17 protein-coding genes and 1 tRNA gene are annotated in these 25,324 nt (G+C 73.5%); 13 read left to right on the top strand and 5 right to left on the bottom strand.

Translation table 11 applies throughout. From position 1 onward, the window contains the following. The first annotated feature begins 12 nt into the window (after positions 1-12). The 3 genes from KBB57_RS08330 to KBB57_RS08340 all read left to right on the top strand — a co-directional run bounded on the left by KBB57_RS08330 (position 13) and on the right by KBB57_RS08340 (position 5,577). Positions 13-696 (top strand): ABC transporter ATP-binding protein, encoded by a 684-nt coding sequence (locus KBB57_RS08330; RefSeq protein WP_290748601.1) that lies wholly within the window; start codon positions 13-15, stop codon positions 694-696. A gap of 149 nt (positions 697-845) precedes the next feature. After that, a complete protein-coding gene (gene pheT / locus KBB57_RS08335) occupies positions 846-3,251 on the top strand; it encodes a phenylalanine--tRNA ligase subunit beta (protein ID WP_290748604.1) in 2,406 nt (801 codons plus the stop codon). Positions 3,252-3,558: 307 nt separating this feature from the next. Beyond that, positions 3,559-5,577, top strand: coding sequence for an ASKHA domain-containing protein (locus KBB57_RS08340; RefSeq protein ID WP_290748606.1), 2,019 nt, complete (start codon positions 3,559-3,561; stop codon positions 5,575-5,577). A gap of 139 nt (positions 5,578-5,716) precedes the next feature. Here KBB57_RS08340 and KBB57_RS08345 read toward each other — a convergent pair whose 3' ends face one another. The 4 genes from KBB57_RS08345 to KBB57_RS08360 all read right to left on the bottom strand — a co-directional run bounded on the left by KBB57_RS08345 (position 5,717) and on the right by KBB57_RS08360 (position 10,701). Then, positions 5,717-6,430, bottom strand: coding sequence for a thioredoxin family protein (locus KBB57_RS08345; protein WP_290748608.1), 714 nt, complete (start codon positions 6,428-6,430; stop codon positions 5,717-5,719). Between the two features lie 106 nt (positions 6,431-6,536). Further along, a complete protein-coding gene (locus KBB57_RS08350) occupies positions 6,537-6,833 on the bottom strand; it encodes an antibiotic biosynthesis monooxygenase (protein ID WP_290748610.1) in 297 nt (98 codons plus the stop codon). A gap of 258 nt (positions 6,834-7,091) precedes the next feature. Then, complete coding sequence (gene acnA, locus KBB57_RS08355; RefSeq protein ID WP_290748613.1) at positions 7,092-9,848, bottom strand: aconitate hydratase AcnA; 2,757 nt, start codon at positions 9,846-9,848, stop codon at positions 7,092-7,094. A 232-nt stretch (positions 9,849-10,080) separates the two neighbouring features. After that, positions 10,081-10,701, bottom strand: a complete 621-nt coding sequence (locus KBB57_RS08360) for a hypothetical protein (protein ID WP_290748615.1) — start codon at positions 10,699-10,701, stop codon at positions 10,081-10,083. A 132-nt stretch (positions 10,702-10,833) separates the two neighbouring features. On the opposite strand from KBB57_RS08360, the gene ccmA reads away from it, so the two are divergent. Together ccmA and ccmB are read left to right on the top strand one after the other, a co-directional pair. Continuing rightward, positions 10,834-11,481: a heme ABC exporter ATP-binding protein CcmA gene (gene ccmA / locus KBB57_RS08365; protein ID WP_290748617.1), complete on the top strand. Its 648-nt coding sequence runs from the start codon at positions 10,834-10,836 to the stop codon at positions 11,479-11,481. 220 nt (positions 11,482-11,701) lie between these two features. Next, positions 11,702-12,367, top strand: coding sequence for a heme exporter protein CcmB (ccmB, locus tag KBB57_RS08370; RefSeq protein ID WP_290748619.1), 666 nt, complete (start codon positions 11,702-11,704; stop codon positions 12,365-12,367). A gap of 4 nt (positions 12,368-12,371) precedes the next feature. Here ccmB and KBB57_RS08375 read toward each other — a convergent pair whose 3' ends face one another. Beyond that, positions 12,372-12,737 (bottom strand): hypothetical protein, encoded by a 366-nt coding sequence (locus tag KBB57_RS08375; protein WP_290748621.1) that lies wholly within the window; start codon positions 12,735-12,737, stop codon positions 12,372-12,374. A 291-nt stretch (positions 12,738-13,028) separates the two neighbouring features. Between KBB57_RS08375 and cphA the strand changes: the two genes are divergently transcribed. From cphA to ftsZ, 8 genes are all read left to right on the top strand, one after another. Next, positions 13,029-15,761, top strand: a complete 2,733-nt coding sequence (gene cphA, locus KBB57_RS08380) for a cyanophycin synthetase (RefSeq protein WP_290748623.1) — start codon at positions 13,029-13,031, stop codon at positions 15,759-15,761. Positions 15,762-16,556: 795 nt separating this feature from the next. Beyond that, positions 16,557-18,710 carry a cyanophycinase gene (locus KBB57_RS08385; RefSeq protein ID WP_290748624.1) on the top strand — a complete coding sequence of 718 codons (2,154 nt, stop codon included), beginning with the start codon at positions 16,557-16,559 and terminating at the stop codon, positions 18,708-18,710. Positions 18,711-19,000: 290 nt separating this feature from the next. After that, positions 19,001-19,076 (top strand) — tRNA-Gly (locus tag KBB57_RS08390). A 63-nt stretch (positions 19,077-19,139) separates the two neighbouring features. Further along, positions 19,140-20,084 (top strand): UDP-N-acetylmuramate dehydrogenase, encoded by a 945-nt coding sequence (murB, locus tag KBB57_RS08395; RefSeq protein WP_290748627.1) that lies wholly within the window; start codon positions 19,140-19,142, stop codon positions 20,082-20,084. A gap of 52 nt (positions 20,085-20,136) precedes the next feature. Then, entirely contained in the window at positions 20,137-21,051 is a 915-nt protein-coding gene (locus tag KBB57_RS08400; protein WP_290748629.1) for a D-alanine--D-alanine ligase, read from the top strand. Next, on the top strand, positions 21,039-21,947 hold the full coding sequence (locus KBB57_RS08405; RefSeq protein ID WP_290748631.1) for a cell division protein FtsQ/DivIB: 909 nt from the start codon (positions 21,039-21,041) through the stop codon (positions 21,945-21,947). Before KBB57_RS08400 ends, KBB57_RS08405 begins: the two co-directional genes overlap by 13 nt. After that, on the top strand, positions 21,944-23,281 hold the full coding sequence (ftsA, locus tag KBB57_RS08410; protein WP_290748633.1) for a cell division protein FtsA: 1,338 nt from the start codon (positions 21,944-21,946) through the stop codon (positions 23,279-23,281). Before KBB57_RS08405 ends, ftsA begins: the two co-directional genes overlap by 4 nt. Before the next feature lie 191 nt (positions 23,282-23,472). After that, positions 23,473-24,993, top strand: coding sequence for a cell division protein FtsZ (gene ftsZ, locus KBB57_RS08415; protein ID WP_290748636.1), 1,521 nt, complete (start codon positions 23,473-23,475; stop codon positions 24,991-24,993). The last annotated feature ends 331 nt before the right edge of the window (positions 24,994-25,324 follow it).

Raw genomic sequence — 25,324 nt, forward strand, 5'->3', positions numbered from 1 at the left:
GGGCCCTGCGCCATGAGTGACGCGCTCCGGCTCACCGACGTCCGCAAGGTCTACAACCCCGGCGCGCCCGGCGAGGTCGTCGTCCTCGACGGGGCCTCGCTGGCGCTCGCCCCCGGCGAGGTCGTTGCGCTGGTCGCGCCCTCCGGCGCCGGCAAGTCGACCCTGCTCCACGTCGCCGGCCTGCTCGATTCGCCCAGCTCCGGCGAGATCGCCATCGAGGGCCGCCCCGCCCACGGCCTCGACGACGCCGCCCGCACCCGGCTCCGCCGCGAGACGATCGGCTTCGTCTACCAGTTCCACCACCTGCTGCCCGAGTTCAGCGCCCGCGAGAACGTCGCCCTCCCCCAGCGCGCCGCCGGCGCCCGTCGCGCCGCCGCCGAGGCCCGCGCCGACGCCCTCCTCGCCGAGGTCGGCCTCGCCGCCCGCGCCGCCCACCGCCCGGCCGAGCTCTCCGGCGGCGAGCAGCAGCGCGTCGCCTTCTGCCGCGCGCTCGCCAACGCCCCCCGCATCCTCCTCGCCGACGAGCCGACCGGCAACCTCGACCCCGAGACCTCGACCCGGGTCTTCGAGACCCTCCTCTCCCTCGTCCGCGCCACCGGCCTCGCCGCGCTGATCGCCACCCACAACCCCGACCTCGCCGCCCGCATGGACCGCACCCTGCGCCTCTCGGCGGGACGCATCGTGGAGACCGGCTGAAGGCGGAGCGCGCGGCTATGGCCCCGGGGCCGCTCCCGACCCGGCCCATGCCGATCCGGACGCCCGGGCCATGGCGCCCCCCGCCCCTTCCCCTCGGCGCCGCCTTCGCCTAAACCGCGGCGACACCGGATCCCGGCGCGCGAGGGAACATGAAATTCACCCTGTCCTGGCTCAGGGAGCACCTCGACACCAAGGCGAGCCTCGGCGAGATCACCGCCGCGCTCACCGACCTCGGCCTCGAGGTCGAGGGCGTCGAGGACCCGAGCCGCAAGCTCGCCGCCTTCACCGTCGGCGAGGTCCTCGAGGCGACGCAGCACCCCGACGCCGACCGCCTGCGCGTCTGCCGCGTGCTGACCCGCGACGGCGAGAGGCAGATCGTCTGCGGCGCCCCGAACGCCCGCGCCGGAATCAAGGTCGTCGTCGCCATGCCCGGCGACTACATCCCCGGCACCGACCTGACCCTCAAGGTCGGCCGCATCCGCGGCGTCGAGAGCCAGGGCATGATGCTTTCCGAGCGCGAGATGGAGCTCTCCGAGGCCCATGACGGCATCGCCGAGCTCGACCCCGACGCCCCCGTCGGCGCCGCCTTCGTCGACGTCGCGAACCTCGACCCGACCATCGAGATCGCCGTCACCCCGAACCGCCCGGACGCGCTCTCCGTCGCCGGCGTCGCCCGCGACCTCGCCGCCCGCGGCCTCGGCCGCCTCGTCACCGCCCCGATCGAGCCCGTCCCCGGCGCCTTCCCGAACCCGGTGGCGATCTACCTCGCCCCCGACGTCGCCTCCGAGGCCTGCCCGCTCTTCGCGGGACGGCTGATCCGCGGCGTCCGCAACGGGCCCTCGCCGGCCTGGCTCCAGGACCGGCTCCGCGCCATCGGCCTCCGCCCGATCTCGGCGCTCGTCGACATCACCAACTACGTCACCTACGACCGCGCCCGCCCGCTCCACGTCTTCGACGCCGACCGCGTCAACGGCCCGGCGATCACCGTCCGCCTCGCCCGCCAAGGCGAGCGCCTCGTCGCCCTCGACGGCAAGGACTACATGTTCGACGGCTCCGAGACGCTGGTCTGCGACGCGCACGGGGCGGAATCGATCGGCGGCGTCATGGGCGGCGCCCGCACCGGCGTCACCGAGGCGACGACCAACGTCCTCGTCGAGAGCGCCTGGTTCGACCCGATCCGCACCGCCCGCACGGGGCGCCGCCTGCGCATCAACTCCGACGCCCGCTACCGCTTCGAGCGCGGCGTCGACCCGCGCTCGGCCGTGCCGGGGATCGAGCTCGCCACGCGGATGATCCTCGACCTCTGCGGCGGCGAGCCCTCCGAGGTCGAGGTCGCCGGCCGCCCGCCGGTCTCCGAGCGGACCTACCGCCTGCGCCTCTCGCGCGTCGGCACGCTCGTCGGCCTCGACGTCGCGGCCCCCGAGCAGGAGCGCATCCTCGTCGCCCTCGGCTTCGCGGTCGACCGCGACGGCGAGGAGCTGGTCGTCACGCCGCCCTCCTGGCGGCCGGACGTCCTCGGCGAGGCCGACCTCGTCGAGGAGATCGCCCGCATCGCCAGCCTCTCCGGGCTCAAGGGCAAGCCGATGTCGCGCGCCCCCGGCGTCGCCCGCCCGGTGCAGACGCCGATGCAGCGCCGTGCAGGCGCCGCCCGCCGCCGCATCGCCGCCGCCGGCTTCCACGAATGCGTCACCTACAGCTTCATCGACGAGCGGGCCGCGCGCCTCTTCGGCGGCGGCGCCGACGCGGTCCGCATCGAGAACCCGATCAGCTCGGAGATGAGCCATCTCCGCCCCGACCTCCTGCCCGGCCTCCTCTCCGCGGCGGCGCGCAACCAGGCCCGCGGCGCCAGCGACTTCGCGCTCTTCGAGGTCGGCCACGTCTTCCCCGGCGGCGAGCCCGGCGAGCAGCGCCTGCACGCCGCCGGCATCCGCGTCGGCGCCACCGGGCCGCGCGACCCCTTCGGCGCCCGCCGGCCGGTGGACCTCTGGGACGCCCGCGCCGACGCGGAGGCCGCGCTCGCCGCCATCGCCGCGCCGGGCCTGATGCTGCGGCGCGACGCGCCGGACTGGCTGCACCCGGGCCGCTCCGGCGTGCTGACGCTGGGGCCGAAGACCGTCGTCGCCACCTTCGGCGAGATCAACCCGCGCGTCCTCGCGGCGCTCGACCTGCGCGGCCCGGCGGTCGGCTTCGCCATCGACCTCGAGGCGCTGCCCTTCCCGCGCGCCCGCGGCACGGCCCGGCCGGCGCTCGTCGTCTCCGACCTGCCGGCGGTGGAGCGCGACTTCGCCTTCGTGCTCGACGACCGCGTCGAGGCCGAGGCCGTGCTCAAGGCCGCCCGCGCCGCCGACAAGACGCTGATCGCCGGGGTCACGGTCTTCGACGTCTTCGCCGGACCGCGCGCCGAGGCGCAGATGGGCGCGGGCAAGAAGTCGCTCGCCATCGCCGTCCGCCTGCAGCCGACCGAGCGGACGCTCACCGAGGCCGAGATCGAGGCCGTCTCCGCCCGCGTCGTCGCCGGCGTGGCCAAGGCGACCGGCGGGACCTTGCGCAGCTGACCCAGCCGGGGACCTCCCCCCGCCGCCGCCGGCCTTGCGGCCGCCGCCGCCGGGCGGACCCAGGCGCCGCGTCCACGTCGCGCCGGCTCGACCGGAGCGCCCGCGGCGCGCCGCACCGTAGCGCGGACGGCGCCGTCTCTCCGCCCCGGCCATGGCGCAGTTCGAGACGTTCAGCCCGGAAGCTCCGTCGCGGACCCGAATCCGGGCCGCTCCCGCCGGCGCCGTCTCCGGCGCGAAAAGCGCCGCCTTCCGCCTTCCGCCCGGGGGGTCGAGGGGTTAAGTCCAGCGGACACCCCGGGGGCAAGGAATGGCCAAGGACCCGCTCGTCATCTTCACCCCCTCGGGCAAGCGCGGCCATGTCGCGGCCGGGACGCCGGTGCTGGCCGCCGCCCGCCAGCTCGGCGTCGACCTGGACAGCGTCTGCGGCGGCCGCGGCATCTGCTCGAAGTGCCAGATCACCCCGTCCTTCGGCGAGTTCCCCAAGCACGGGCTGACCGTGGACGCGGACGCCCTCTCGCCGTGGAACGCGGTCGAGGAGCGCTACAAGTCCAAGCGCGGCCTCGCCGCCGGCCGCCGCCTCGGATGCCAGGCCCAGATCCTCGGCGACGTCGTCATCGACGTCCCCCCCGAGTCCCAGGTCCACAAGCAGGTCGTCCGCAAGCGCGCCGAGGCCCGCCGGATCGTCATGGACCCGGCCACCCGGCTCTACTTCGTCGAGGTGGCCGAGCCGGACATGCACGAGCCCTCCGGCGATCTCGAGCGGCTGGAGAAGGCGCTCCTCGACCAATGGGGCCTCGCCCACGTCAAGGGCGACCTGCGTACCCTGCAGATGCTCCAGCCCGCCCTGCGCAAGGGCGAGTGGAAGGTCACCTGCGCCGTCTTCCACGGCGACGGGACCGGCGAGGCCCGCATCCTCCACGTCTGGCCCGGCTTCTACGAGGGCTCGATCTACGGCCTCGCCATCGACCTCGGCTCGACGACGATCGCCGGCCATCTCTGCGACCTCGTCACCGGCGACGTCCTCGCCTCCGCCGGCCTGATGAACCCGCAGATCCGCTTCGGCGAGGACCTGATGAGCCGGGTCAGCTACGCCATGCTGAACCCCGACGGCGCGGCGCAGATGACCCGCGCCGTCCGCGGGGCCCTCAACGACCTCGTCCGGCAGGCCGCCGCCGAGGCCGGGGTGGAGCGCGGGCTGGTCATGGAGGCGGTGATCGTCGGCAACCCGGTGATGCACCACCTGCTGCTCGGCATCGACCCGGTCGAGCTCGGCCAGGCCCCCTTCGCGCTGGCCACCGCCTCGGCGCTCACGCTCTGGGCCTCCGAGATCGACCTCGCGATGCACCCCGACGCCCGCATCTACGTGCTGCCCTGCATCGCCGGGCATGTCGGGGCCGATGCGGCGGCTGTGGCGCTCTCCGAGGGGCCGAACGTCTCGGACGAGCTGATGCTGATCGTCGACGTCGGCACCAACGCCGAGATCCTGCTCGGCGACCGCCGCCGGGTGCTCGCCTGCTCCTCGCCGACCGGACCGGCCTTCGAGGGGGCGCAGATCAGCTCCGGCCAGCGCGCCGCGCCGGGGGCGATCGAGCGCGTCGAGATCGACCCCGTCACCCGCGAGCCGCGCTTCCGCGTCATCGGCTCGGACATCTGGTCCGACGAGCCCGGCTTCGCCGAGGCGACCGCGGCGACCGGGATCACCGGCATCTGCGGCTCCGGAATCATCGAGGTGATCGCCGAGATGCGCCTCGCCGGCCTCCTCGACGCCTCCGGCCTGATCGGCTCCGCCGAGGCGACCGGCTCCTCCCGCTGCGTGCCCGAGGGCCGCACCCACGCCTACCTGCTCCACGACGGCTCGGCGGCGGGCGGCCCGCGGATCCTCGTCACCCAGGGCGACGTGCGCGCCATCCAGCTCGCCAAGTCCGCCCTCTATGCGGGCGCGCGACTGCTGATGGACAGCCTCGGGGTCGATGCGGTCGACCGCATCGTGCTGGCCGGGGCGTTCGGCGCGCATATCTCGCCGCGCCACGCCATGGTGCTCGGCATGATCCCCGACTGCGACCTCGCCAAGGTCACCTCCGCCGGCAACGCCGCCGGCACCGGGGCGCGGATCGCGCTCCTCAACGCCGCCGCCCGCCGCGAGGTCGAGGCGCTGGTCACCCGCATCCACAAGGTCGAGACCGCGATCGAGCCGCGCTTCCAGGAGCACTTCGTCGCCGCGAACGCCATCCCGCACGCGACCGACGCCTTCCCCCACCTGCCGCCGCTGCCGGAGGTCGCCTTCGGCGCCGCCGGCGCCGAAGGTCGGCGGCGCCGCCGCGGGTGACGGCCGCTATGGCGCAGGGGAGCGCGCCTCGCACGCGAAGGCGTCATTCGCCCGTATCCAATGCAGCTTGCAACCGCGCAGGAGCTTGCGCCCGAACCCTGGGTCCGCCCCGAAGAGCCGCCTCCGACGGTCCGCTGCCCTACGGCAGCTTCGCCGCCGCGACGACGGGGCCGAGGCGGTCGCGCTGGACGATGACGGCGACCGGCTCGGGGCCGGGCGTCGGCAGGTCGAGCTCGATCGGCGTCACCCCGTCCCAGCGCCCGACCGAGGTCCAGTCGGTGACCACGTTGGCGTAGTCGATGTCGTAGCCGGCGTTCTCGCCATGCTCGATCGCCACGTTCGCCTCGTCGATGTAGCGCACCAGATAGACCTCGGACGGCCCCACCCCGACCGGATTCGCCGCGGTGATCCGCACGTCGAGCCGCTCGCCTTCGCGGGTCAGGTCGACCTTCGCCTCGGCGGGGCGCGCCCGGTGCTCGGCGATCAGCGCCGCGACCCGGTCGGCGTCGGCCCCGCCCACCCGGTCCGCGCCCTGCACGATCATCTGCGGCGTGTAGAGCGACCGCTTGCCCGCCGCCCGCGCATAGGCGCGCTGGCGCAGGCTGTGCGCGGTCTGGCCGAAGCTGTCCTTCCAGCCGAGATAGTCCCAGTAGTCGACGTGCAGCGCCAGCGCCACCACGTCCGGCCACTGCGCCAGCTCGGCGAGGATCGCGTCGGCCGGCGGGCAGGCCGAGCAACCCTGGCTGGTGTAGAGCTCGACGACGACGGGCGTCTCCTGCGCAACCGTCGCCGCGGGGACGAGCGCCGGGGCGGCGAGCGCCGTAACGACCAGAACAGGCTGGAAAATTCGCATCGTTCCCCCGGGCGGCGACGGCCACAGGACTATCGCCGCGCGCCCGCCGGCGCCAGTCAAGCCTTCGCGAGGAATTCCGCGCGCGCCGGCGGGCGGGGCCGACCGCTCAGCGCAGCTCGAGCACCACGTCGCCGGAGACCGGATCGGTGAGGCCGAGCCCGCCGCCGAGATCCTCCAGCATGTCGCGGAAGGTGTCCAGCATCCCGATCATCTCCGGCCGGGCGGCCGCCAGACGGTCCATGTCGTCCCACTCCCCGACGAGGCAGAAGGTCTGCTCACCGGTCCGCACCATCCGGGCATGGCGCATCCCGTCGAGCTTCGGGTTCATGCGCCGGTGCGCCTCGACGAAGTCGCCCTCCCGCCCGGGCTTCACGCGGAAACGCACGATGTTCATCGCTGTCATGGTCTGACCTCCCCGGCCGTGCGGCGGCGGCGTCCGGTCGAAGCGAGGCGGGCGGCGCGGTGACGCATGGCCTTGCCGAGGGCGTCGGCAGCCACCCCGCGCGGGAGCGTCCGGGCCGACGCCCGGAAACCCGGCCCACCCCGAATGCGGCGCGGGGGCGGCGACGATCATACGCCCGCGCGCCGCTCCCGTCACCGGCTTCCGCCGCCGATCCCGCCCCGTGCGCGCCTCCCCCCGGACGGGCCGGGGAGCGCGCGGTCAGGCCGCGCCGGCGAGGTTGCGCAGCACGTAGTGCAGCACGCCGCCATGCTCGACGTACTCGATCTCGATCGCCGTATCGATCCGGCACTTCAGCTGGATCTCCCGCACCGTCCCGTCGCCGTAGACGATGGTGCAGGGCACGAGCGACAGGGGCTTCAGGTCGCCGGCGAGACCGGCGATCGAGATCGTCTCGTCGCCCTTCAGCCCCAGCGTCTTGCGGTTGTCGCCGTTGGTGAACTCGAACGGGATCACCCCCATGCCGACGAGGTTCGAGCGATGGATGCGCTCGAAGCTCTCGGCGATCACCGCCTTCACCCCGAGGAGCGCCGTCCCCTTCGCCGCCCAGTCGCGCGAGGAGCCGGCGCCGTACTCGACGCCGCCGACGATGACGAGCGGCACGCCCTGGTCCTTCCAGGCCATGGCCGCGTCGAAGATCGAGGTCTGCTCGCCGTCCGGCCCGAGCGAGTAGCCGCCCTCGACGCCGTCGAGCATCTCGTTCCTGATGCGGATGTTGGCGAAGGTGCCGCGCATCATGATCTCGTGGTTGCCGCGCCGCGAGCCGTAGGAGTTGAAGTCGCGCGGGGCGATCTGGCGCTCGGTCAGGTAGCGGCCGGCCGGGGTGGCCGCCTTGAACGAGCCGGCGGGCGAGATGTGGTCGGTGGTCACCATGTCGCCGAGGAGCGCGAGGATGCGCGCGCCGGTGATGTCGGAGATGACGCCCTTCTCCTGGCCCATGCCCTGGAAGTAGGGCGGGTTCTGGATGTAGGTCGAGGTCGGCGGCCAGTCGTAGGTCTCGCTGTCGGTGGTCTCGACGGCGCGCCACTTCTCGTCGCCCTTGAACACGTCGGCGTATTTCGACTGGAACGCCTCGCGCGTCACCGTCCGCTCGACGAGCTCCGCCACCTCCTCGTTGGTCGGCCAGACGTCGGCGAGGAACACGTCCTTGCCGTCCGGCGTCTGCGCCAGCGGCTGGGTGGTCAGGTCGATGTTGACGTCGCCGGCCAGCGCATAGGCGACGACCAGCGGCGGCGAGGCGAGGTAGTTCGCCCGCACGTCCGGCGAGATGCGGCCCTCGAAGTTGCGGTTGCCCGACAGCACCGCCGTCGCCACGAGGTCGTTCTCGGCGATCGCCTTGGAGATCGCCGGATCGCCGAGCGGGCCGGAATTGCCGATGCAGGTGGTGCAGCCGTAGCCCGCGAGGTTGAAGCCGATGGCGTCGAGGTCCTCCTGGAGGTTCGCGGCCTCGAGGTATTCCGACACCACCTGGCTCCCTGGCGCGAGCGAGGTCTTGACCCAGGGCTTGCGGGTCAGGCCGAGGGCGCGGGCCTTGCGGGCGACGAGGCCGGCGCCGATCATCACGTAGGGATTGGAGGTGTTGGTGCAGGAGGTGATCGCGGCGATCACCACCGAGCCGTCGCGGATCGTGTAGTCCTCGCCCTCGACGCTGGCGGTCTTGCGCACGTCGGCCGGCGCGGCGACGACGCCGCCGCCCTCGTCCTGCATCTCCTGCGCGCCCTCGCTCTTGTCGATGCCGCGGTAGTCGGCGACGGTCTTGTAGAAGGCCGAGGACGCCATGTTGAGCGGCGTGTAGTCCTGCGGCCGCTTCGGCCCGGAGATCGCCGGGACGATCTCGCCCATGTCGAGGTGCAGCGTGTCGGTGTAGACCGGATCGTAGTCCGGGCCCCGCCACATGCCGTTCTCGCGGGCGTAGGCCTCGACCAGCGCGATGCGGTCCTCGTCGCGGCCGGTGTTCCTCAGATAGCGCAGCGTCTCGCCGTCGATCGGAAAGAAGCCGCAGGTGGCGCCGTATTCCGGCGCCATGTTGGCGATGGTCGCGCGGTCGGCGAGCGGCAGGTGGTCGAGCCCCTCGCCGTAGAACTCGACGAACTTGTTCACCACGCCCTTCTTGCGCAGCATCTGCACGACCTTGAGCACCAGGTCGGTCGCCGTGGTGCCCTCGACCATCCTGCCGGTGAGCTTGAATCCGATCACCTCGGGGATGAGCATCGAGACCGGCTGGCCGAGCATGGCCGCCTCGGCCTCGATGCCGCCGACGCCCCAGCCGAGCACGGCCATGCCGTTGACCATGGTGGTGTGGCTGTCGGTGCCGACGAGGGTGTCCGGGTAGGCGACGAGGGCGCCCGACGGGTCGGTGTCGGTCCAGACGGTCTGGGCGAGGTATTCGAGGTTGACCTGGTGGCAGATGCCGGTGCCCGGCGGCACCACGCGGAAGTTGTCGAAGGCGCTCTGCCCCCATTTCAGGAACTGGTAGCGCTCGAAGTTGCGCTCGTATTCCAGGTCGACGTTGAGCTGGAAGGCGCGGGGCGTGCCGAACTCGTCGATCATCACCGAGTGGTCGATGACGAGGTCGACCGGGTTCAGCGGGTTGATCTTCTGCGGGTCGCCGCCGAGCGCCTTGATGCCGTCGCGCATCGCCGCGAGGTCGACGACCGCCGGCACGCCGGTGAAGTCCTGCATCAGCACCCGCGCCGGGCGGTACGCGATCTCGCGCGGGTTCTTGCCGCCGAGCCTGCCCCATTCCGAGAAGGCGCGGATGTCGTCGAGCGAGACGGTCTTGGCGTCCTCGAAGCGCAGCATGTTCTCGAGCACGACCTTGAGCGAGGCCGGCAGCCGGCCGAAGTCGCCGAGCCCCGCCTTCTCGGCCGCGGCGATCGAATAGTAGGCGTATTCCCTGTTCCCCACCTTGAGGCTGCGGCGCGTCTTGGCGGAGTCGGTTCCTACGAAAACGGTCATCTGGCCTCCCGGGGCGAGTCTTGGGGCTGGGGAACGTCTCCCTTCCTATGCCGCAACGGCGAGAAGCCCGCAAGGCTTCCGCGAGCAAAACGCATACCATGGCATACAAAAAAATCGACTTGCGGGGGACGCCCGGATCTCGACGGGCGCCGGGACATGTCGGCGGCCCCCGCCCGGGCCTTGCGGCGCGGCGGAATCCGGCGGAACGGGGCTCCGGAGGCGCAGCCGCGTTTCAGGTCGCGGCGGAAGCGGGCGCGTTGCGACGGCGGCGCCGGACAGGGCCCGAAGCTCCCAGTCCCCCCAGGGCTCCGAGGCCGCCGAGCAGCAGCAGGGCCGCCGGCGGCAGCGGCACCGGCACGGCCTTGAGATCGTACATCGCCGCGCCGTTGAACGACGCCTGGCATTGGTCGTCGAACGAATCCAGCTCGCAGGCGCCCCGCGGCGAGTAGAGCCCGCCGGCGGAGAAAGGGTCGCCGAAAAGCTCGAACGTCGGGCCGAGGTCGGGGAAGCTGTTCGACCGGCTGCCCTGAAGGAAGAAGATCGTCGGGCCGCCGGGGACCACCTCCCAGACGCCGCCAAAGCTGAAGTAGGGGGTGTTGGCGCGCGTGAAGACCTGGTCCGCCATACGGACGTCGAAGTCGACCAGCGCCTCGACGCCAAACCCGTCGTCCGGATCGAAGCCGGCAGTGTCGACGGTGACCCGTCCCGTGGCCGGGCTGCCGTCGTCGACGCCGCCGTCCGCGCAGTTCTGCACGCAGGCGCCCGCGAAGGAATAGGTGACCGTCGCGGCCGCGACGGGCGCCGCCGCGGCGGTCGCCAAGACAGTCCCGACGAAAAGCGTCAATCCGCGCATCTCACGCTCCCGTTGCCCATGGCGTCATCTTTGCGGCACGCCCCACGCTGTCAAGCTCGCGCCCGCCCGGCGGCGGGGTGCGGCGGGGCGGGGCCGCTTCCCCGTGTCGGCCGCATCGGCTATGCCCGCGCCATGGGCCTCGCCGTCACAGATCTCGCCTGCCGGCGCGCCGGGCGTCGCGTGCTCGACGGCGTCGGGCTCACGCTCGCCGACGGCGGGACGCTGGCGCTGCGCGGGCCGAACGGCGCGGGCAAGTCGACGCTCCTGCGCGCCCTCGCCGGGCTGCTGCCGCCCGAGCGCGGCGGCGCGACGCTCGACGGCCTCGCCCTCGGCGCCGATCCGGACGGCTGGGCCGAGCGCGTCGCCTATGCCGGGCACCTCGACGCGGTGAAGGCGGCGCTGACCGTCGCCGAGAACCTGCGCTTCTGGGCCGCCGTCCTCGGCGCGCCGCCGCAGGCGGTCGCGGCCGCGCTCGACGCCTTCGACCTCGGCCCCATCGCGCCCCGCCTCGCCGGTTCCTGCTCGGCCGGCCAGCGCCGCCGCCTCGGCCTCGCCCGGCTGGCGCTGGCGCCGCGCCGGCTGTGGCTCCTCGACGAGCCCAGCGTCTCGCTCGACGCCGAGGCGACCGCCCGCCTCACCGACCTCCTCCGCGCCCACGCCGCCGGCGGCGGCATGGCGGTGATCGCCACCCACGTCGCGCTCGGCGTCGAGGCCGCCGAGCTCCGCCTCGCGCCCCCCGCCGCGGCCACGGCCGCCGCGGCCGACCCGTTCCTCGCATGAGGACCGCCCGCGCCATCCACATGCGCGAGCCCGGCCTCGCGCTCCGCTCGTGCGGGAGACTCCGGCTCGCGCCCCCCCGCCGCGGTCACCGCCGCCGCGGCCGAACCCTTCCTCGCATGAGGGCCGCCCGCGCCATCCTCATGCGCGAGCCCGGCCTCGCGCTCCGCTCGTGCGGGAGACCCGGCCTCGCGCCCCCCGCCCCGGCCGACCGCTTCCGCGCATGAGGGCCGCCCGCGCCATCCTCGCGCGCGAGCTCGGCCTCGCGCTCCGCTCCGGCGGCGGCGCCGGGCTCGGCCTCGCCTTCTTCCTGATCGTGGTGCTGCTCGCGCCCCTCGGCGTCGGGCCGGAGCCGCGGGCGCTCGCCGGCCTCGCGCCCGGCATCCTCTGGATCGCCGCGCTCCTCGCCTGCCTGCTCTCGCTCGACCGGCTGTTCCAGGCCGACGCCGAGGACGGCAGCCTCGACGCCCTCGCGCTGGCCCCCCTGCCGCTCGAGGCGGTCGTCGCGCTCAAGGCCCTCGCCCACTGGCTGACCACCGGCCTGCCGCTCGCCGCCGCCGCGCCGCTCCTCGGGGTGGCGCTGCACCTGCCCGCGGCCGCGCAGCCCTGGCTCGTCGCCGGCCTCGCCGCGGGAACGCCGGCGCTAAGCTTCCTCGGCGCGATCGGCGCCGCGGTGACCGTCGGCGTCCGCCGCGGCGGGCTCCTGCTCTCGGTGCTGGTGCTGCCGCTCTACCTGCCGACGCTGATCTTCGGCGCCCGCGCCGTCGCCGACGCCGCTGCGGGCGAGGACCCGACGCCCGCCTTCCTGCTCCTCGCCGGCGTCACGCTCGGCGTGCTCGCCGCCGCTCCCTTCGCGGCGGCCGCGGCGATCCGGGCCAACCTGCGCTGACGCGCTACTCCGCGAGCGCGAGCCGCAGCGCCGTCTCCCCCGCGACCGTCAGCGCGCCGCCTTCGCGCGCGAAGACGTAGCGCGTCGCCGGATAGCCCGGCAGCGCGAAGGCCACCCGGTCGCCGTCCCCCAGCGCCATCGCGATCCGCAAGGCATGGCCCCCACGGCCGGCCTTGGGCGCGAAGGTCGCCACCACCTCCATCGACCCGGGCGCCCCCTCCGGCGCCGCGCCGTAGTAGGCGACCATGTCGAGCGGCCCCTCGTGCAGCGACGCCGCCACCCCGGGCGCCGCGACGGAGACCTCCTCCGCCATGCCGGGGGCCGCGAAGCCGAGGACGACCGCGGCGGCGGCCGACAGGATACGATACATGCTGACACCTCTTACTCTCTCGTCGGGCCGCCCGCGGCGTCCCCGGCAAGAACAGGCTGATCGCATCCGATCAATTTCGCAAGCGCAACATGACCGCGAGCGGCCCGCTCCGGTCATACCCGTCATGCCTCCACCGGGAACCGTCGTAAAATCAAAGCACTACCCGCCACCCCTCCCGAACGCCGGTCCAAACGGCGCCCCAGCGCATACTGCACTTGCGCACAACTCCCGCCTTTCCGACCGTCCCGCGCCGCGCTAGGACTCGCGCAGGAACCACGGGGGAGCTGGCCAATGGAGATCGTCTCGACCGCCGTCTACGTGGGGCCGAACGTCTACGCCAAGGCGCCGCTGATCCGGCTCACCGTCGACCTGCACCGCCGCGCCGACCTGCCGGTCTCCGAGGTCGCCGACCGCGTGCTGCCGCCCCTCCTCGACGCGCTGCCCGGCCTCGCCACGGCGCGCACCGAGACCGGCGCGTCGCTCCTCGACCGCCTCAAATCCCCCGACGCCCGCCTCGGCGAGTTGATGGCGCATCTCGCGCTCGCGCTGATGAACCACGCCGGCGCCCCGGCGGAGCGCGCCTTCACCCGCCCGGCCGCCCATCCCGACGAGGTCGAGGTCCTCTACGGCTACGAATCCGAGGAGGTCGGCATCGAGGCCGGCGAGGTCGCCCGCGCCATCCTGCTCGACCTCATCGACCCGCGCGACGACGCCACGCCGCTCGACGAGGCCATCGCCGACTTCGACGACTACGCCGGCCGCCGCGCCCTCGGCCCCACCGCCCTCGCCCTCGTCCACGCCGCCGAGGCCCGCGACATCCCCTGGGCGCGGCTCAACGACGCCAGCATGATCCAGCTCGGCCAGGGCCGCTGGCAGACCCGCATCGAGGCGGCGCTGACCGGGCGCACCTCCCACATCGCCGTCGAGATCGCCTCCGACAAGGAGCTCTGCTCCCGCCTCCTCTCCGACCTCGGCCTGCCGGTGCCGCGGCAGCGCTACGTCCGCTCGCCCGAGGACGCCATCCGCGCCGCGAGCCGCATCGGCTATCCGGTGGTGGTCAAGCCCGTCGACGGCAACCACGGCCGCGGCGTCGCGGTGAACCTCGAGACCGACGAGGCCGTCGCCGAGGCCTTCGACGTCGCCGAGGCCGAGGGCTCCGGCGTCGTGGTCGAGAGCATGATCCGCGGCGACGACCACCGCCTGCTCGTCATCGGCGGCAAGCTGGTCGCCGCCGCCCGCCGGATGCCCGGCCATGTCCGCGGCGACGGCCGCTCCACCATCGCCGAGCTGGTCGAGGAGGTGAACCGCGACCCCCGCCGCGGCGCCGGCCACGAGAACGTGCTGACCCGGCTGGAGATGGACGCCGTCGCCGGGAAGCTCCTCGCCGAGCGCGGCCTCGACGCCGCCTCCGTCCCCCCGGCCGGCGAGATCGTCTACCTGCGCAAGACCGCCAACCTCTCCACCGGCGGCACCGCCATCGACGTCACCGACGTCATCCACCCCGACAACCGCCTGATGGCCGAGCGCGCCATCCGCGCCGTCGGCCTCGACATCGGCGGGGTCGATTTCCTGACCACCGACATCACCCAGAGCTGGCGCGACACCGGCGGCGCGATCTGCGAGATCAACGCCGGCCCGGGGATGCGCATGCACATCGCCCCCTCCGAGGGCAAGGGCCGCGACGTCGGCGGCGCGGTGATCGACATGCTCTATCCCGGCGGCGCCCCTGCCCGCGTGCCGATCGCGGCGCTCACCGGGACCAACGGCAAGACCACCACCGCGCGGATGCTCGCGCATGTCCTCAAGATGGCCGGCCACGTCGTCGGCCAGACCTCCACCGACGCGGTGATGATCGACGGCAACGTCACGGTGAAGGGCGACATGACCGGCCCCGCCTCGGCCCGCATGGTGCTGCGCGACCCGACCATCGACATCGCGGTGATCGAGACCGCCCGCGGCGGCATCGTCCGCGCCGGGCTCGGCTACGATTTCTGCGACGTCGGCGCCGTCCTCAACGTCACCTCCGACCATCTCGGCCTCGGCGGCGTCGACACCATCGCGCAGCTCGCCGAGGTCAAGCGCCTCGTCGTCGAGGTGGCGAAGGACACCGCCGTCCTCTCCGCCGACAACCTCGAGACGCTGAAGATGGCGGCCTTCACCCCGGCGCGGCGGGTGTGCTGGGTGACCCTGAACCCCGACCACCCGCTGGTGCGCGAGCACATCCGCCTCGGCCAGCCCGCCGTCGTGCTGGAGAAGGGCGCGAACGGCGAGCAGATCGTCATCTACGACAACGCCGCGCAGATCCCGCTGATCTGGACCCACCTGATCCCGGCGACGCTGGAGGGCAAGGCGCTCCACAACGTCGAGAACGCCATGTTCACCGCCGCGATGGCCTATGCGCTGGGGAAATCGCTCGACCAGATCCGCAACGGCCTCCGCACCTTCGACAACACCTTCTACCAGTCGCCCGGCCGGATGAACGTCTTCGACGAGCACGGCTTCCGGGTGATCCTCGACTACGGCCACAACGAGGCCGCGGTCGGGGCCATGGTCGACCTCGTCGAGCGGCTGAACCCGCTCGGCAAGCGCATCGTCTGCGTGACCTGCCCCGGCGACCGCCGCGACGAGGACGTCCGCGCCATCGCCGCCAAGGTCGCCGGCCACTTCGACGCCTACATCACCCACAGCGACGACGACCCGCGCGGCCGCGCGCCCGGCGAGGTGCCCGAGATGATCCGCGCCGAGCTGATCGCCCTCGGCGTCGCGCCGGAGGCGATCGCCATCTCCGCGAGCGAGACCGACTCGGTGCAGGCGGCCCTGGAGATGGCGCGTCCGAACGACCTCGTGCTGGTGTTCTGCGAGGCGATCACCGCGACCTGGAAGCAGATCATCTACTTCCACCCCGCCGAGGCCCCGGCCCCGCCCGCCCCCGAGAGCCGCGTCGCCGCCGCCGGCTTCGAGGTGCCCGAAGGCTTCGAGCTCGTCAGCGACGTCCGCGGCGTCCGCATCGCCCCGGTCGCCTGAGCCGGCGCGTGACACACCCCTCGCCGGATCGCCCCGCCCCGGGGCCGGGCGCACGAGCGCCCGGTTCCCCGCCTGCCTGTCCCGCCGGAGGCGCGCCTTCGGCGCGTCGGAAGGCGCTCCGCGCCCCCGAGAGCCGCGCCGACGCTCCCCTCGAGTATCGCTCGGCCCGGGCGATGCGCCAGCGGCGGCAGCGCCTGCCTGCCCCCCGGCCTGGCGGATTCACGCTTCGCCTCCAGCCCTCGGAGACGGAAAGTCTGAAGCCGATGGCCGACCGACCGAAGCGGGCTCTGCCCGCGAGGCTGCGGCGCGACAAGCGAAAGCACGGCTTTCGCCGCGCCGACGGCTGGAGCGCGTTGGCGCGGAGGCCGTCAGGGGCGCAGATTTCTCCCGAAGCGTGCAATCCGTCCGTGAGCGCCCCGGCGAGCGCGGAATCGCGCTCGCCCTTGGGGGGGCGATCGCGGACGGATTTGCCACGGGTCAAATCCGTCGGCATTCAGCGTCGCGGCCCGTTCCCTCCCGATCCGTGGCTTCAGCCGGGATATGTGGATGCCGCAGGCTCCCCGGCAGGCGCTCGCGCCAGCCCGGGCAAGCGCGCCGACGCCCCCTTGGGATGTCGCTCGGCCCGGGCGCAACCGCCGACGCTGGCCGGAGGCGACGCGCTGATCCGAGGCGATCGCGCAGCCTCCTTCGGGCCCCGGCCAGCCTATGGATAACTTCGTTATTAAGACTTTTATCAAGCAAAACCAACCAGATGACCCGCTTCCCACAATGCGGCATTTTGCCCGGACGCGCGCGATGAACCCGCCCCTGGCGAAGCTCGCCGTCATCGGCGGCCGGCTCGAGGACAACAACGAGGCGGTCTACGCCGAGATGCATCGCCTCGCCGGCGGCCGCATCCTCGTCTTCCCGACCGCCTCCGCCGAGCCGGTCGAGGTCGCCGCCGAGCAGGTCGCCGCCTTCCGCGCCCACGGCTTCGAGGCCGAGACGGCGCCGCTCCACGCCGGCGGAACCACCGCCGACGACCCCGGCCTCGCCGCGCAGGTGGCGGCCTTCGGCAGCGTCTACTTCACCGGCGGCGACCAGGCCCAGATCACCGCCGCCCTCGCGCCCTCGGGCCGCGAGACCGCCGCCCTCGCCGCCATCCGGGCGAGCCTCGCCGCCGGCGGCCTCCTCGCCGGCTCCTCCGCCGGCGCGGCGATGATGTCGGCGCCGATGCTCCTCGGCGGCACCTCGCTCGAGGCCCTCGTCCACGGCGTCACCGACGATCCCGGCAAGCCCGGCCTCCTGATCGGCGACGGCCTCGGCTTCTTCCCCTTCGGCATGGTCGACCAGCACTTCATCAAGCGCGGCCGGCTCGGCCGGCTCGTCGTCGCCATGGCCGCCGCCGGGGTGCGCCGCGGCTTCGGCGTCGACGAGAACACCGCGCTCCTCGTCGAGGGGACGCGCGGCTGGGTCCGCGGCGAGTACGGCGTCATGCTCGTCGACCTCGGCGCCCGCAGCCGCGCCGGCGCCCTCGGCCCCGCCTTCCGGCTCAGCTACCTCGACGACGGCGACGCCATCGACCTCGCCCGCTTCGAGCCCGAGCCCGGCCCCGCCAAGCGCCGCGTCCGCAAGCGCGAGCGCGTCTACCGCGCCCCGGCGCAGTCCCGCCGCAACGCCTTCGGCGCCTATACCCTCTACGACCTGATGGCCCGCCTCGCCCTCGGCGACCCCGACGCCTATTCCGCCGACGCCGCCTCCGCCTTCGACGCCCGCACCGGCGTCAACGTCACCGTCACGCTGGAGCGCGCCCGCCGCCGCACCCGCGCGCTGATCGCGACGCCGCCCTCCGGGCTGCGCATGACCGGCATCGACTTCCGCTGCTCGATCGCCGCCGAGCGGCTCAGCGCCACCCGCATCCGCGAGCGCATCGGCCGCCCCGCCCGCAGCTTCGGCATGGCCCCCGCGCCCGAGGCCCGCATCGTCCTCCTCGGCTCGGCGCCGACCACCGCCGACCCGGCCATGCTCGCCGCCGTCCTGCCGCTGCTGCGCGGCGGCCCGGTCGGCGTGCTCGCCGCCGCCTCCGCCGAGCCCGCCCGCGTCGCCCGCGAGCACGTCGTCCTGCTCCAGTCGCTCGGCCTCGAGGCCATCGACCTCGAGGCCACCATCGACACCGTCGAATACGCCGCCACCGACGCCGACTTCCTCGAGACCGTCGGCGGCCTGCGCGCCCTGCTCTTCACCGGCGGCAACCAGACCCGCCTCGTCGAGACCCTGCTCCACCGCGGCGAGGAGAGCGCGCTCCTGCGCGCCGTCGCCCGCGCCCATGCGCAAGGCGCCGCCCTCGTCGCCGCCTCCGGCGCCGCCTCGGCGCTCTCCGGGGTGATGATCGCCGGCGGCTCCTCGCCCGAGGCGCTGCGCTTCGGCGTCGCCTCCGACGTCGGCCATCGCGGCCTCGCCATCCAGGAGGGCGTCGGCCTCTTCGGCGGCGGCGTCGTCGACCAGAACCTGATCGGCGGCGAGCGGCTGGGCCGCCTCCTCGTCGCCTGCGCCGAGGAGAGCGAGCGCTTCGGCGTCGGCGTCTGCGAGGACAGCGCGGCGATCTGGTCCGAGGCCGACGCCCGCATCGAGGCCGCCGGCCGCCACGGCGTCGTCCTCGTCGAGGTCGACCCGCTCGGCCTCGTCCTCCACAGCGACAGCTTCGTCGCCGAGGGCGTCCGCGTCACCATGCTCGCCCCCGGCGACGCCGCCGAGCTCCGCACCGGCACGGTGACCCGCGCCGGCGACCCCGCCGCCGCCGAGGCCCTGCTCCACGCCATGCTCGACACCCTCGCCGCCCAGGTCGGCGCCCGCGACGGCGACCCCCGCGCCCATGCCGGCGCCTGGGGCCCCCGCGGCGTCACCCTGCGCATCCGCCCCGAGCCCGGCCCCGCCGCCTCCATCGACCTCGAATGCCCCCGCGACGCGTGAACGCTCGGCTCACGAGACGGCCGCCGGCGGCCGTCTCGGGTCCCTGACGGGCGTCAACCTTCGTTGAGAAAGGGTTGACGCATCAGGAATTTATGCATGGTTTCAATATCTTGATCCGAATTTCACGCGTGTGATCGCGCGGGGATCTCCCCTGGCGGGCCATCGGCCCGGCCTCGCCGGACGCCCGGGGGGCGCCGCCCCCGACAACCGGAATCGGCGATCCGGCCGGCGATTCACCGGCTGCGAGAGTTGACCCGGCCCGCGAATAGCTCTACCGCTCCTCCCCGGACGCGGGTGTAGCTCAGTTGGTAGAGCATCAGCTTCCCAAGCTGAGGGTCGCGGGTTCGAATCCCGTCGCCCGCTCCAATTCTCCCCATGGCAGGGGCAAGGGCTTGCCAGCGGCCCGCCTGCGCCTGGCGACGGCGCGCCATGACATCGCTCGACCTCCTCCCGACCATGCCCGCGGTCCGCGGCGCGCTCACCCCGGCCCGACCGATGGCCGACCTGACCTGGCTCCGCGTCGGCGGCCCGGCGGACTGGCTCTTCCAGCCGGCCGACGAGGCCGACCTCGCCGCCTTCCTCGCCGCGCTGCCCGCCGGCGTCCCCGTCTTCCCGATGGGCGTCGGCTCCAACCTCATCGTCCGCGACGGCGGCGTCGAGGGCGTGGTGATCCGCCTTGGCCGCGGCTTCAACGGCATCCGCGTCGAGGGCGAGAACGTGATCGCCGGCGCCGCCGCCCTCGACGCCCACGTCGCCCGCAAGTCGGCCGAGGCCGGGGTCGACCTCGGCTTCCTGCGCACCATCCCCGGCTCCATCGGCGGTGCGGCGCGGATGAACGCCGGCTGCTACGGCCTCTACACCCGCGACGCCTTCGTCTCCGCCCGCGCGGTGACCCGAACCGGCGAGGCCGTGACCCTCGGGCCGGACGACATGGGCTTCGCCTACCGCTCCACGACGCTGCCGCCCGACATGGTGATCGTCGAGGTGACCCTGACCGGCCCCCGCGACGCGCCCGAGGCGATCGCGGCGCGGATGGACGAGCAACTCGCCCGCCGCGACGCCAGCCAGCCGACGAAGGACCGCTCGGCGGGCTCGACCTTCCGCAACCCGGCCGGGTTCTCCTCGACCGGCAAGGCGGACGACGTCCATGACCTCAAGGCCTGGAAGCTCATCCAGGACGCCGGCATGAAGGGCGCAACCCTGGGTGGAGCGCAGATGTCCCCCATGCACGCGAACTTCCTGGTCAACGCCGGGGGGGCGAGCGCCGCCGATCTGGAGAATCTCGGCGAGCTGGTGCGAAAAAGGGTTTGGGAATCCTCAGGGATAACGCTAGAGTGGGAAATCATGCGGGTGGGCAGATCCCTCCCGGCATGAGGCTGACCCCGAGCAAGGCCGCAAAGGCCATGGGGCGGACAATGAGGCGGGCATGTCGAGCAGGACACGCGCCCGCATCGCGGTGCTTATGGGCGGCCGCTCGGCCGAGCGCGAGGTTTCGCTCTCGTCGGGCCGCGAATGTGCAGCCGCGCTGCGGCAGGAAGGCTATGACGTCGTCGAGATCGACGCCGGCCCCGACCTCGCGCGCGCGCTGGTCGAGGCCGCCCCCGACGTAGCCTTCAACGCGCTGCACGGCCGCTGGGGCGAGGACGGCTGCGTCCAGGGCCTGCTCGAATGGCTCGCCATCCCCTACACCCATTCCGGCGTGCTCGCCTCGGCGCTGGCCATGGACAAGATCCGCGCCAAGCAGGTCTTCGCCGCCGCCGGCCTGCCGGTGGCCGAGGGCCGCCTCGTCTGCAAGACGGAGGCGCGCGGCCATCACCCGATGCCGCCGCCCTACGTGATCAAGCCGGTCAACGAGGGCTCCTCCGTCGGCGTCTACCTCGTCGCCGAGGGGGCGAACGGCCCGGCCCAGGTCGCCGACGACATGCCCGAGGTGCTGATGGTCGAGGCCTACGTGCCCGGCCGCGAGATGACCGTCACCGTGATGGGCGACCGGCCGCTGGCGGTCACGGACATCCTCTCCGACGGCTGGTACGACTACCACGCCAAGTATGCTCCCGGCGGCTCGCGCCACGTGGTGCCCGCCGAGATCCCGGCGGAGATCGAGGCGGCCTGCCTCGACCAGGCGCTGCGCGCCCACCGCGCCGTGGGCTGCCGCGGCGTCAGCCGCACGGACTTCCGCTGGGACGAGGCGCGCGGCCTCGACGGGCTGATCGTGCTGGAGATCAACACCCAGCCCGGCATGACGCCCACCTCGCTCGCGCCCGAGCAGGCGGCGCATTGCGGCATGAGCTTCGGCGATCTGGTGCGCTGGATGGTGGAGGACGCCTCGTGCTCCCGGTAGCCGTCCACCCCGGCCGCCCCCCGGCCGTCCGCCCCGGCCCGCGCCGCGACCCGGCGCCGTCGCGGCTCCGCTACCGGCTGAACCGGCTGTGGCTGCGGCCGTCGTTCCGCCGCCTCGTCAACTTCGGCGTGCCGATGCTGGCCGGGATCCTCGCCGTCTGGACCCTCGCGGCGGAGCTCGACCTGAAGGCCCGGGCGGTCCTCGCCTACGAGAACCTCAGGTCCAGCCTGATCGAGCGACCCTCCTTCCTCATCACCCGCATCGACGTGCCCGGCGTCACCCCCGATCTCGCCGAGGCGATCCGCGTCGCCGCCTTCGTCGACCTGCCCGTCAGCTCGCTCGAGGTCGACGTCGGCGCGGTGCGCGAGCGCGTCGAGGCGCTCTCCGCCGTCGAGCGCGCCTCCGTCCGGGCGCTGGCCGGCGGCAGCCTCGAGATCCGCGCCATCGAGCGGATCCCCGTCGTCGTCTGGCGCAGCCCCGACGGGGTGATGCTCCTCGACCACGCCGGCGTGCGCGTCGCCGAGATCGACAGCCGCCTGCGCCGGCCCGACCTGCCGCTGATCGCCGGCGAGGGCGCCGACGCCGCGGTGCCGGAGGCGCTGGCGCTCCTCCAGGACGCGCAGCCGATCCTCGACCGCATCCGCGGCCTCGTCCGCGTCGGCGAGCGGCGCTGGGACCTCGTGCTCGACCGCGACCAGGCGATCCTCCTGCCCGAGACCGACCCGCTCGGCGCGCTCCGCCGGGTGATGGCGCTCGACGCCGCCGAGGAGATGCTGTCGCGCGACGTCAGCGTCGTCGATTTCCGCGACCCGGCCCGGCCGGCGCTCAGGCTCAACGAACACGCGCAGGCCGAGCTGGCTCGCCTGCGCAAGGAGATGAAGGGAGAGGACGCATGAGGCGACAGCTCTACGAGGTGCAGCGCGCGATGCGGGCGCGGCGCGAGGCGGCGCTGAGGCGCGGCGTCATCGCCGTGCTCGACATCGGCACCTCGAAGGTCTCCTGCCTCGTCCTCCAGTTCGTCCCCTCCGACGACGAGAGCGACGCCCCCGACGCCCGCCCGACGCTGACGCAGGGCGCCTTCCGCGTCATCGGCGCCTCCAACACCCGCTCCCGCGGCGTCGCCTTCGGCGAGATCGCCGCGATGGAGGAATGCGAGCGCGCCATCCGCACGGCGATCCAGGCGGCGCAGAAGATGGCCTCGCTGCGGGTCGACCACGTCATCGTCTCCTTCGCCGGCGGCAGGCCGCGCAGCTACGGCTGCACCGGCGAGACCGAGGTCGAGCACGGCGCCGTCGCCGAGCGCGACATCGGCCACGTGCTCGCCGCCTGCGACATCCCCGACTACGGCCAGGACCGCGAGGCGCTGCACGCGCTCCCCGTGAACTTCTGCCTCGACAACCGCACCGGCCTCACCGACCCGCGCGGGCAGATCGGCAAGATCCTCGCCGTCGACATGCACCTGCTGACGATCGCGGCCACCCCGCTCCGCAACGTGCTGCACTGCATCCGCCGCTGCGACCTCGAGCTCGCCGGCGTGGTGGTCGCCCCCTACGCCTCCGGCCTCGCCAGCCTCGTCGAGGACGAGCAGGAGCTCGGCGCCGCCTGCGTCGACATCGGCGGCGGCGTCACCGGCCTCTCGGTCTTCGTCCGCCGGCAGATGATCTACGCCGACACGGTGCGCATGGGCGGCGTCCACGTCACCTCCGACATCTGCCAGGGCCTGCAGGTCTCGATGCAGGACGCCGAGCGGCTGAAGACCATGCACGGCGGCCTGATCGCCACCGGCCTCGACGACCGCGAGATGATCGAGCTGCCCTCGATCCTCGGCGACTGGGACCACGACCGCCGCCAGATCTCGCGCGCCGAGCTGATCGGCGTGATGCGCCCCCGCGTCGAGGAGATCCTCGAGGAGGTCCGCGCCCGCCTCGACGCCTCGGGATTCGAGTACCTGCCGAGCCAGCGCATCGTGCTGACCGGCGGCTCCGCGCAGATCCCCGGCCTCGAGTTCGTGGCGAGCCACATCCTCGGCCGCCAGTGCCGGGTGGGCAAGCCGCTCCGGGTGCAGGGCCTGCCGCAGTCGGCGACCGGCGCCGCCTTCTCCACCGCGGTCGGCCTCGCCATGCACGTGAGCCACCCGCAGGACGAATGCTGGGACTTCGAGATGCCCGCAGACCGCCAGGGAGCCCGCCGGGTGTCGCGGGCGTTGCGCTGGTTCAGGGAGAACTGGTAAATCGTGTGGCAGTTCGGTCGCATACACGGTGATGTTGTGAGCTTCCACAACATATTGAGGTTGACATGTGGATTCTGCGTGACCCTAGCGCGAGGATCCGTTAACTTTCCAAGTTACGGAGCAGGCCGCGGGCGCGGGGAAAACCGCGGCGGAGTCACGAGGCAGGGGCAACAGGACAGGCGGACGACAAAATGGCGCTGAAACTCTCGATACCGGTCACCAACGACCTCAGCCCCCGGATCACGGTCATCGGCGTCGGCGGCGCCGGCGGCAACGCGGTCAACAACATGATCGACAAGGCGCTGGAGGGCTGCGAGTTCGTCGTCGCCAACACCGACGCCCAGGCGCTCCAGCAGAGCCGCGCCACCAACAAGCTCCAGCTCGGCGCCCGCGTGACCGAGGGCCTCGGCGCCGGCGCGCGTCCCGAGGTCGGCGCCGCCGCGGCGGAGGAGTCGATCGAGGACATCGTCGAGCGGCTGGCGAGCTGCCACATGTGCTTCATCACCGCCGGCATGGGCGGCGGCACCGGCACCGGCGCCGCCCCGATCATCGCCAAGGCGGCGCGCGAGATGGGCGTGCTGACCGTCGGCGTCGTGACCAAGCCCTTCCAGTTCGAGGGCGCCCGGCGGATGCGCCAGGCCGAGGCCGGCGTCGAGGAGCTGCAGCGCCACGTCGACACGCTGATCATCATCCCGAACCAGAACCTGTTCCGGCTCGCCAACGAGAAGACCACCTTCACCGAGGCGTTCTCCCTCGCCGACGACGTGCTCTACCAGGGCGTCAAGGGCGTGACCGACCTGATGGTCCGCCCCGGCATCATCAACCTCGACTTCGCCGACGTGCGCGCGGTGATGAGCGAGATGGGCAAGGCGATGATGGGCACCGGCGAGAGCGCCGGCGAGGATCGCGCCGTGCAGGCGGCGGAGAAGGCGATCGCCAACCCGCTCCTCGACGAGATCAGCCTCAAGGGCGCCAAGGGCGTGCTGATCAACATCACCGCGGGCCCGGACCTGACGCTCTTCGAGCTCGACGAGGCGGCCAACCGCATCCGCGCCGAGGTCGACCCGGACGCCAACATCATGGTCGGCTCGACGCTCGACCCGGAGATGGCCGGCCAGATGCGCGTCAGCGTCGTCGCCACCGGCATCGACGCCGTCGCGAGGGCCGAGGCCATGCCGGTGCGCCGCGCGACTGCCGAGCCGATCGCCGCGCCGGCGCCCGCGCCCGCCCGGCCTGCGGCCGCCGCCTTCCCGGCGCCGGCGCGCGCGCCCGAGCCGGCCGCCCCGCCGGCGCACTTCGCCGATCGCCGCGAGCCCGAGGCCGAGGACCGCTCCGAGCTCTTCGCCGAGCCGGCCGCCGCCGCGCCGGTGCCGCAGCCGGCCCCCGTCGCCGGCGCGCCGCGCCGCGCCGGCGATCCCTCGCCCGAGGCGCTCGCCCGGCTGCAGCGCGCCGTGCAGAACGTGCCCAAGGCGGCGCCGATGGCCGCGTCCGCGGCGACGGCGGCCGAGCCGCGGCGGGACGCCGACCGCGGCAGCAGGCTCACCATCAACAGCCTGATCCACCGCATGACCGGCCAGGTCGGCCGCGAGGACGCCCCGCTGCGCCCCCGCGCCGCCGAGCCGGCGAGCCGGCCCGCCCAGGACGCCGGCTACGAGGACCAAGATCGCGAACGCGTCGACATCCCCGCCTTCCTTCGCAGGCAGGCGAACTGACGGACCGGCCATAAGGGCTGCTTGCCGCCCGGCCCGGGGCGCCCGCCATGCGGGCGCCCGTTTTCTTTCACGATACGATGCCAGGGCCGCGCACCCTCATGGCCAATGCCCGCAATGCTGCTGGACGAGCCCGGGCAAATGCGAACGGGCGAGGTCTCGATCATGCCTATTTGCGCGCAAATATAATTCGAAATATATTTACAGGAGACCTCTGCGAAACGCTTGGTTTGGCCTCTTTTCGGGTCTTTCGGGCATTCGTGGGCGCCCCGGGGGCCGAGGGACGGTGGCGGAGGTCTGCACCGTGCGGGCCCGTTCGGGCCGCCCGCGCCCG

It is taken from the genome of Amaricoccus sp., assembly GCF_017993425.1.
Lineage (GTDB): Bacteria > Pseudomonadota > Alphaproteobacteria > Rhodobacterales > Rhodobacteraceae > Amaricoccus.

Coding starts and splice junctions, on each gene's coding strand:
- KBB57_RS08330 (WP_290748601.1), top strand. CDS start 13: ATGAGTGACGCGCTCCGGCTCACCGACGTCCGCAAGGTCTACAACCCC.
- pheT (WP_290748604.1), top strand. CDS start 846: ATGAAATTCACCCTGTCCTGGCTCAGGGAGCACCTCGACACCAAGGCG.
- KBB57_RS08340 (WP_290748606.1), top strand. CDS start 3,559: ATGGCCAAGGACCCGCTCGTCATCTTCACCCCCTCGGGCAAGCGCGGC.
- KBB57_RS08345 (WP_290748608.1), bottom strand. CDS start 6,430: ATGCGAATTTTCCAGCCTGTTCTGGTCGTTACGGCGCTCGCCGCCCCG.
- KBB57_RS08350 (WP_290748610.1), bottom strand. CDS start 6,833: ATGACAGCGATGAACATCGTGCGTTTCCGCGTGAAGCCCGGGCGGGAG.
- acnA (WP_290748613.1), bottom strand. CDS start 9,848: ATGACCGTTTTCGTAGGAACCGACTCCGCCAAGACGCGCCGCAGCCTC.
- KBB57_RS08360 (WP_290748615.1), bottom strand. CDS start 10,701: ATGCGCGGATTGACGCTTTTCGTCGGGACTGTCTTGGCGACCGCCGCG.
- ccmA (WP_290748617.1), top strand. CDS start 10,834: ATGGGCCTCGCCGTCACAGATCTCGCCTGCCGGCGCGCCGGGCGTCGC.
- ccmB (WP_290748619.1), top strand. CDS start 11,702: ATGAGGGCCGCCCGCGCCATCCTCGCGCGCGAGCTCGGCCTCGCGCTC.
- KBB57_RS08375 (WP_290748621.1), bottom strand. CDS start 12,737: ATGTATCGTATCCTGTCGGCCGCCGCCGCGGTCGTCCTCGGCTTCGCG.
- cphA (WP_290748623.1), top strand. CDS start 13,029: ATGGAGATCGTCTCGACCGCCGTCTACGTGGGGCCGAACGTCTACGCC.
- KBB57_RS08385 (WP_290748624.1), top strand. CDS start 16,557: ATGAACCCGCCCCTGGCGAAGCTCGCCGTCATCGGCGGCCGGCTCGAG.
- murB (WP_290748627.1), top strand. CDS start 19,140: ATGACATCGCTCGACCTCCTCCCGACCATGCCCGCGGTCCGCGGCGCG.
- KBB57_RS08400 (WP_290748629.1), top strand. CDS start 20,137: ATGTCGAGCAGGACACGCGCCCGCATCGCGGTGCTTATGGGCGGCCGC.
- ftsA (WP_290748633.1), top strand. CDS start 21,944: ATGAGGCGACAGCTCTACGAGGTGCAGCGCGCGATGCGGGCGCGGCGC.
- ftsZ (WP_290748636.1), top strand. CDS start 23,473: ATGGCGCTGAAACTCTCGATACCGGTCACCAACGACCTCAGCCCCCGG.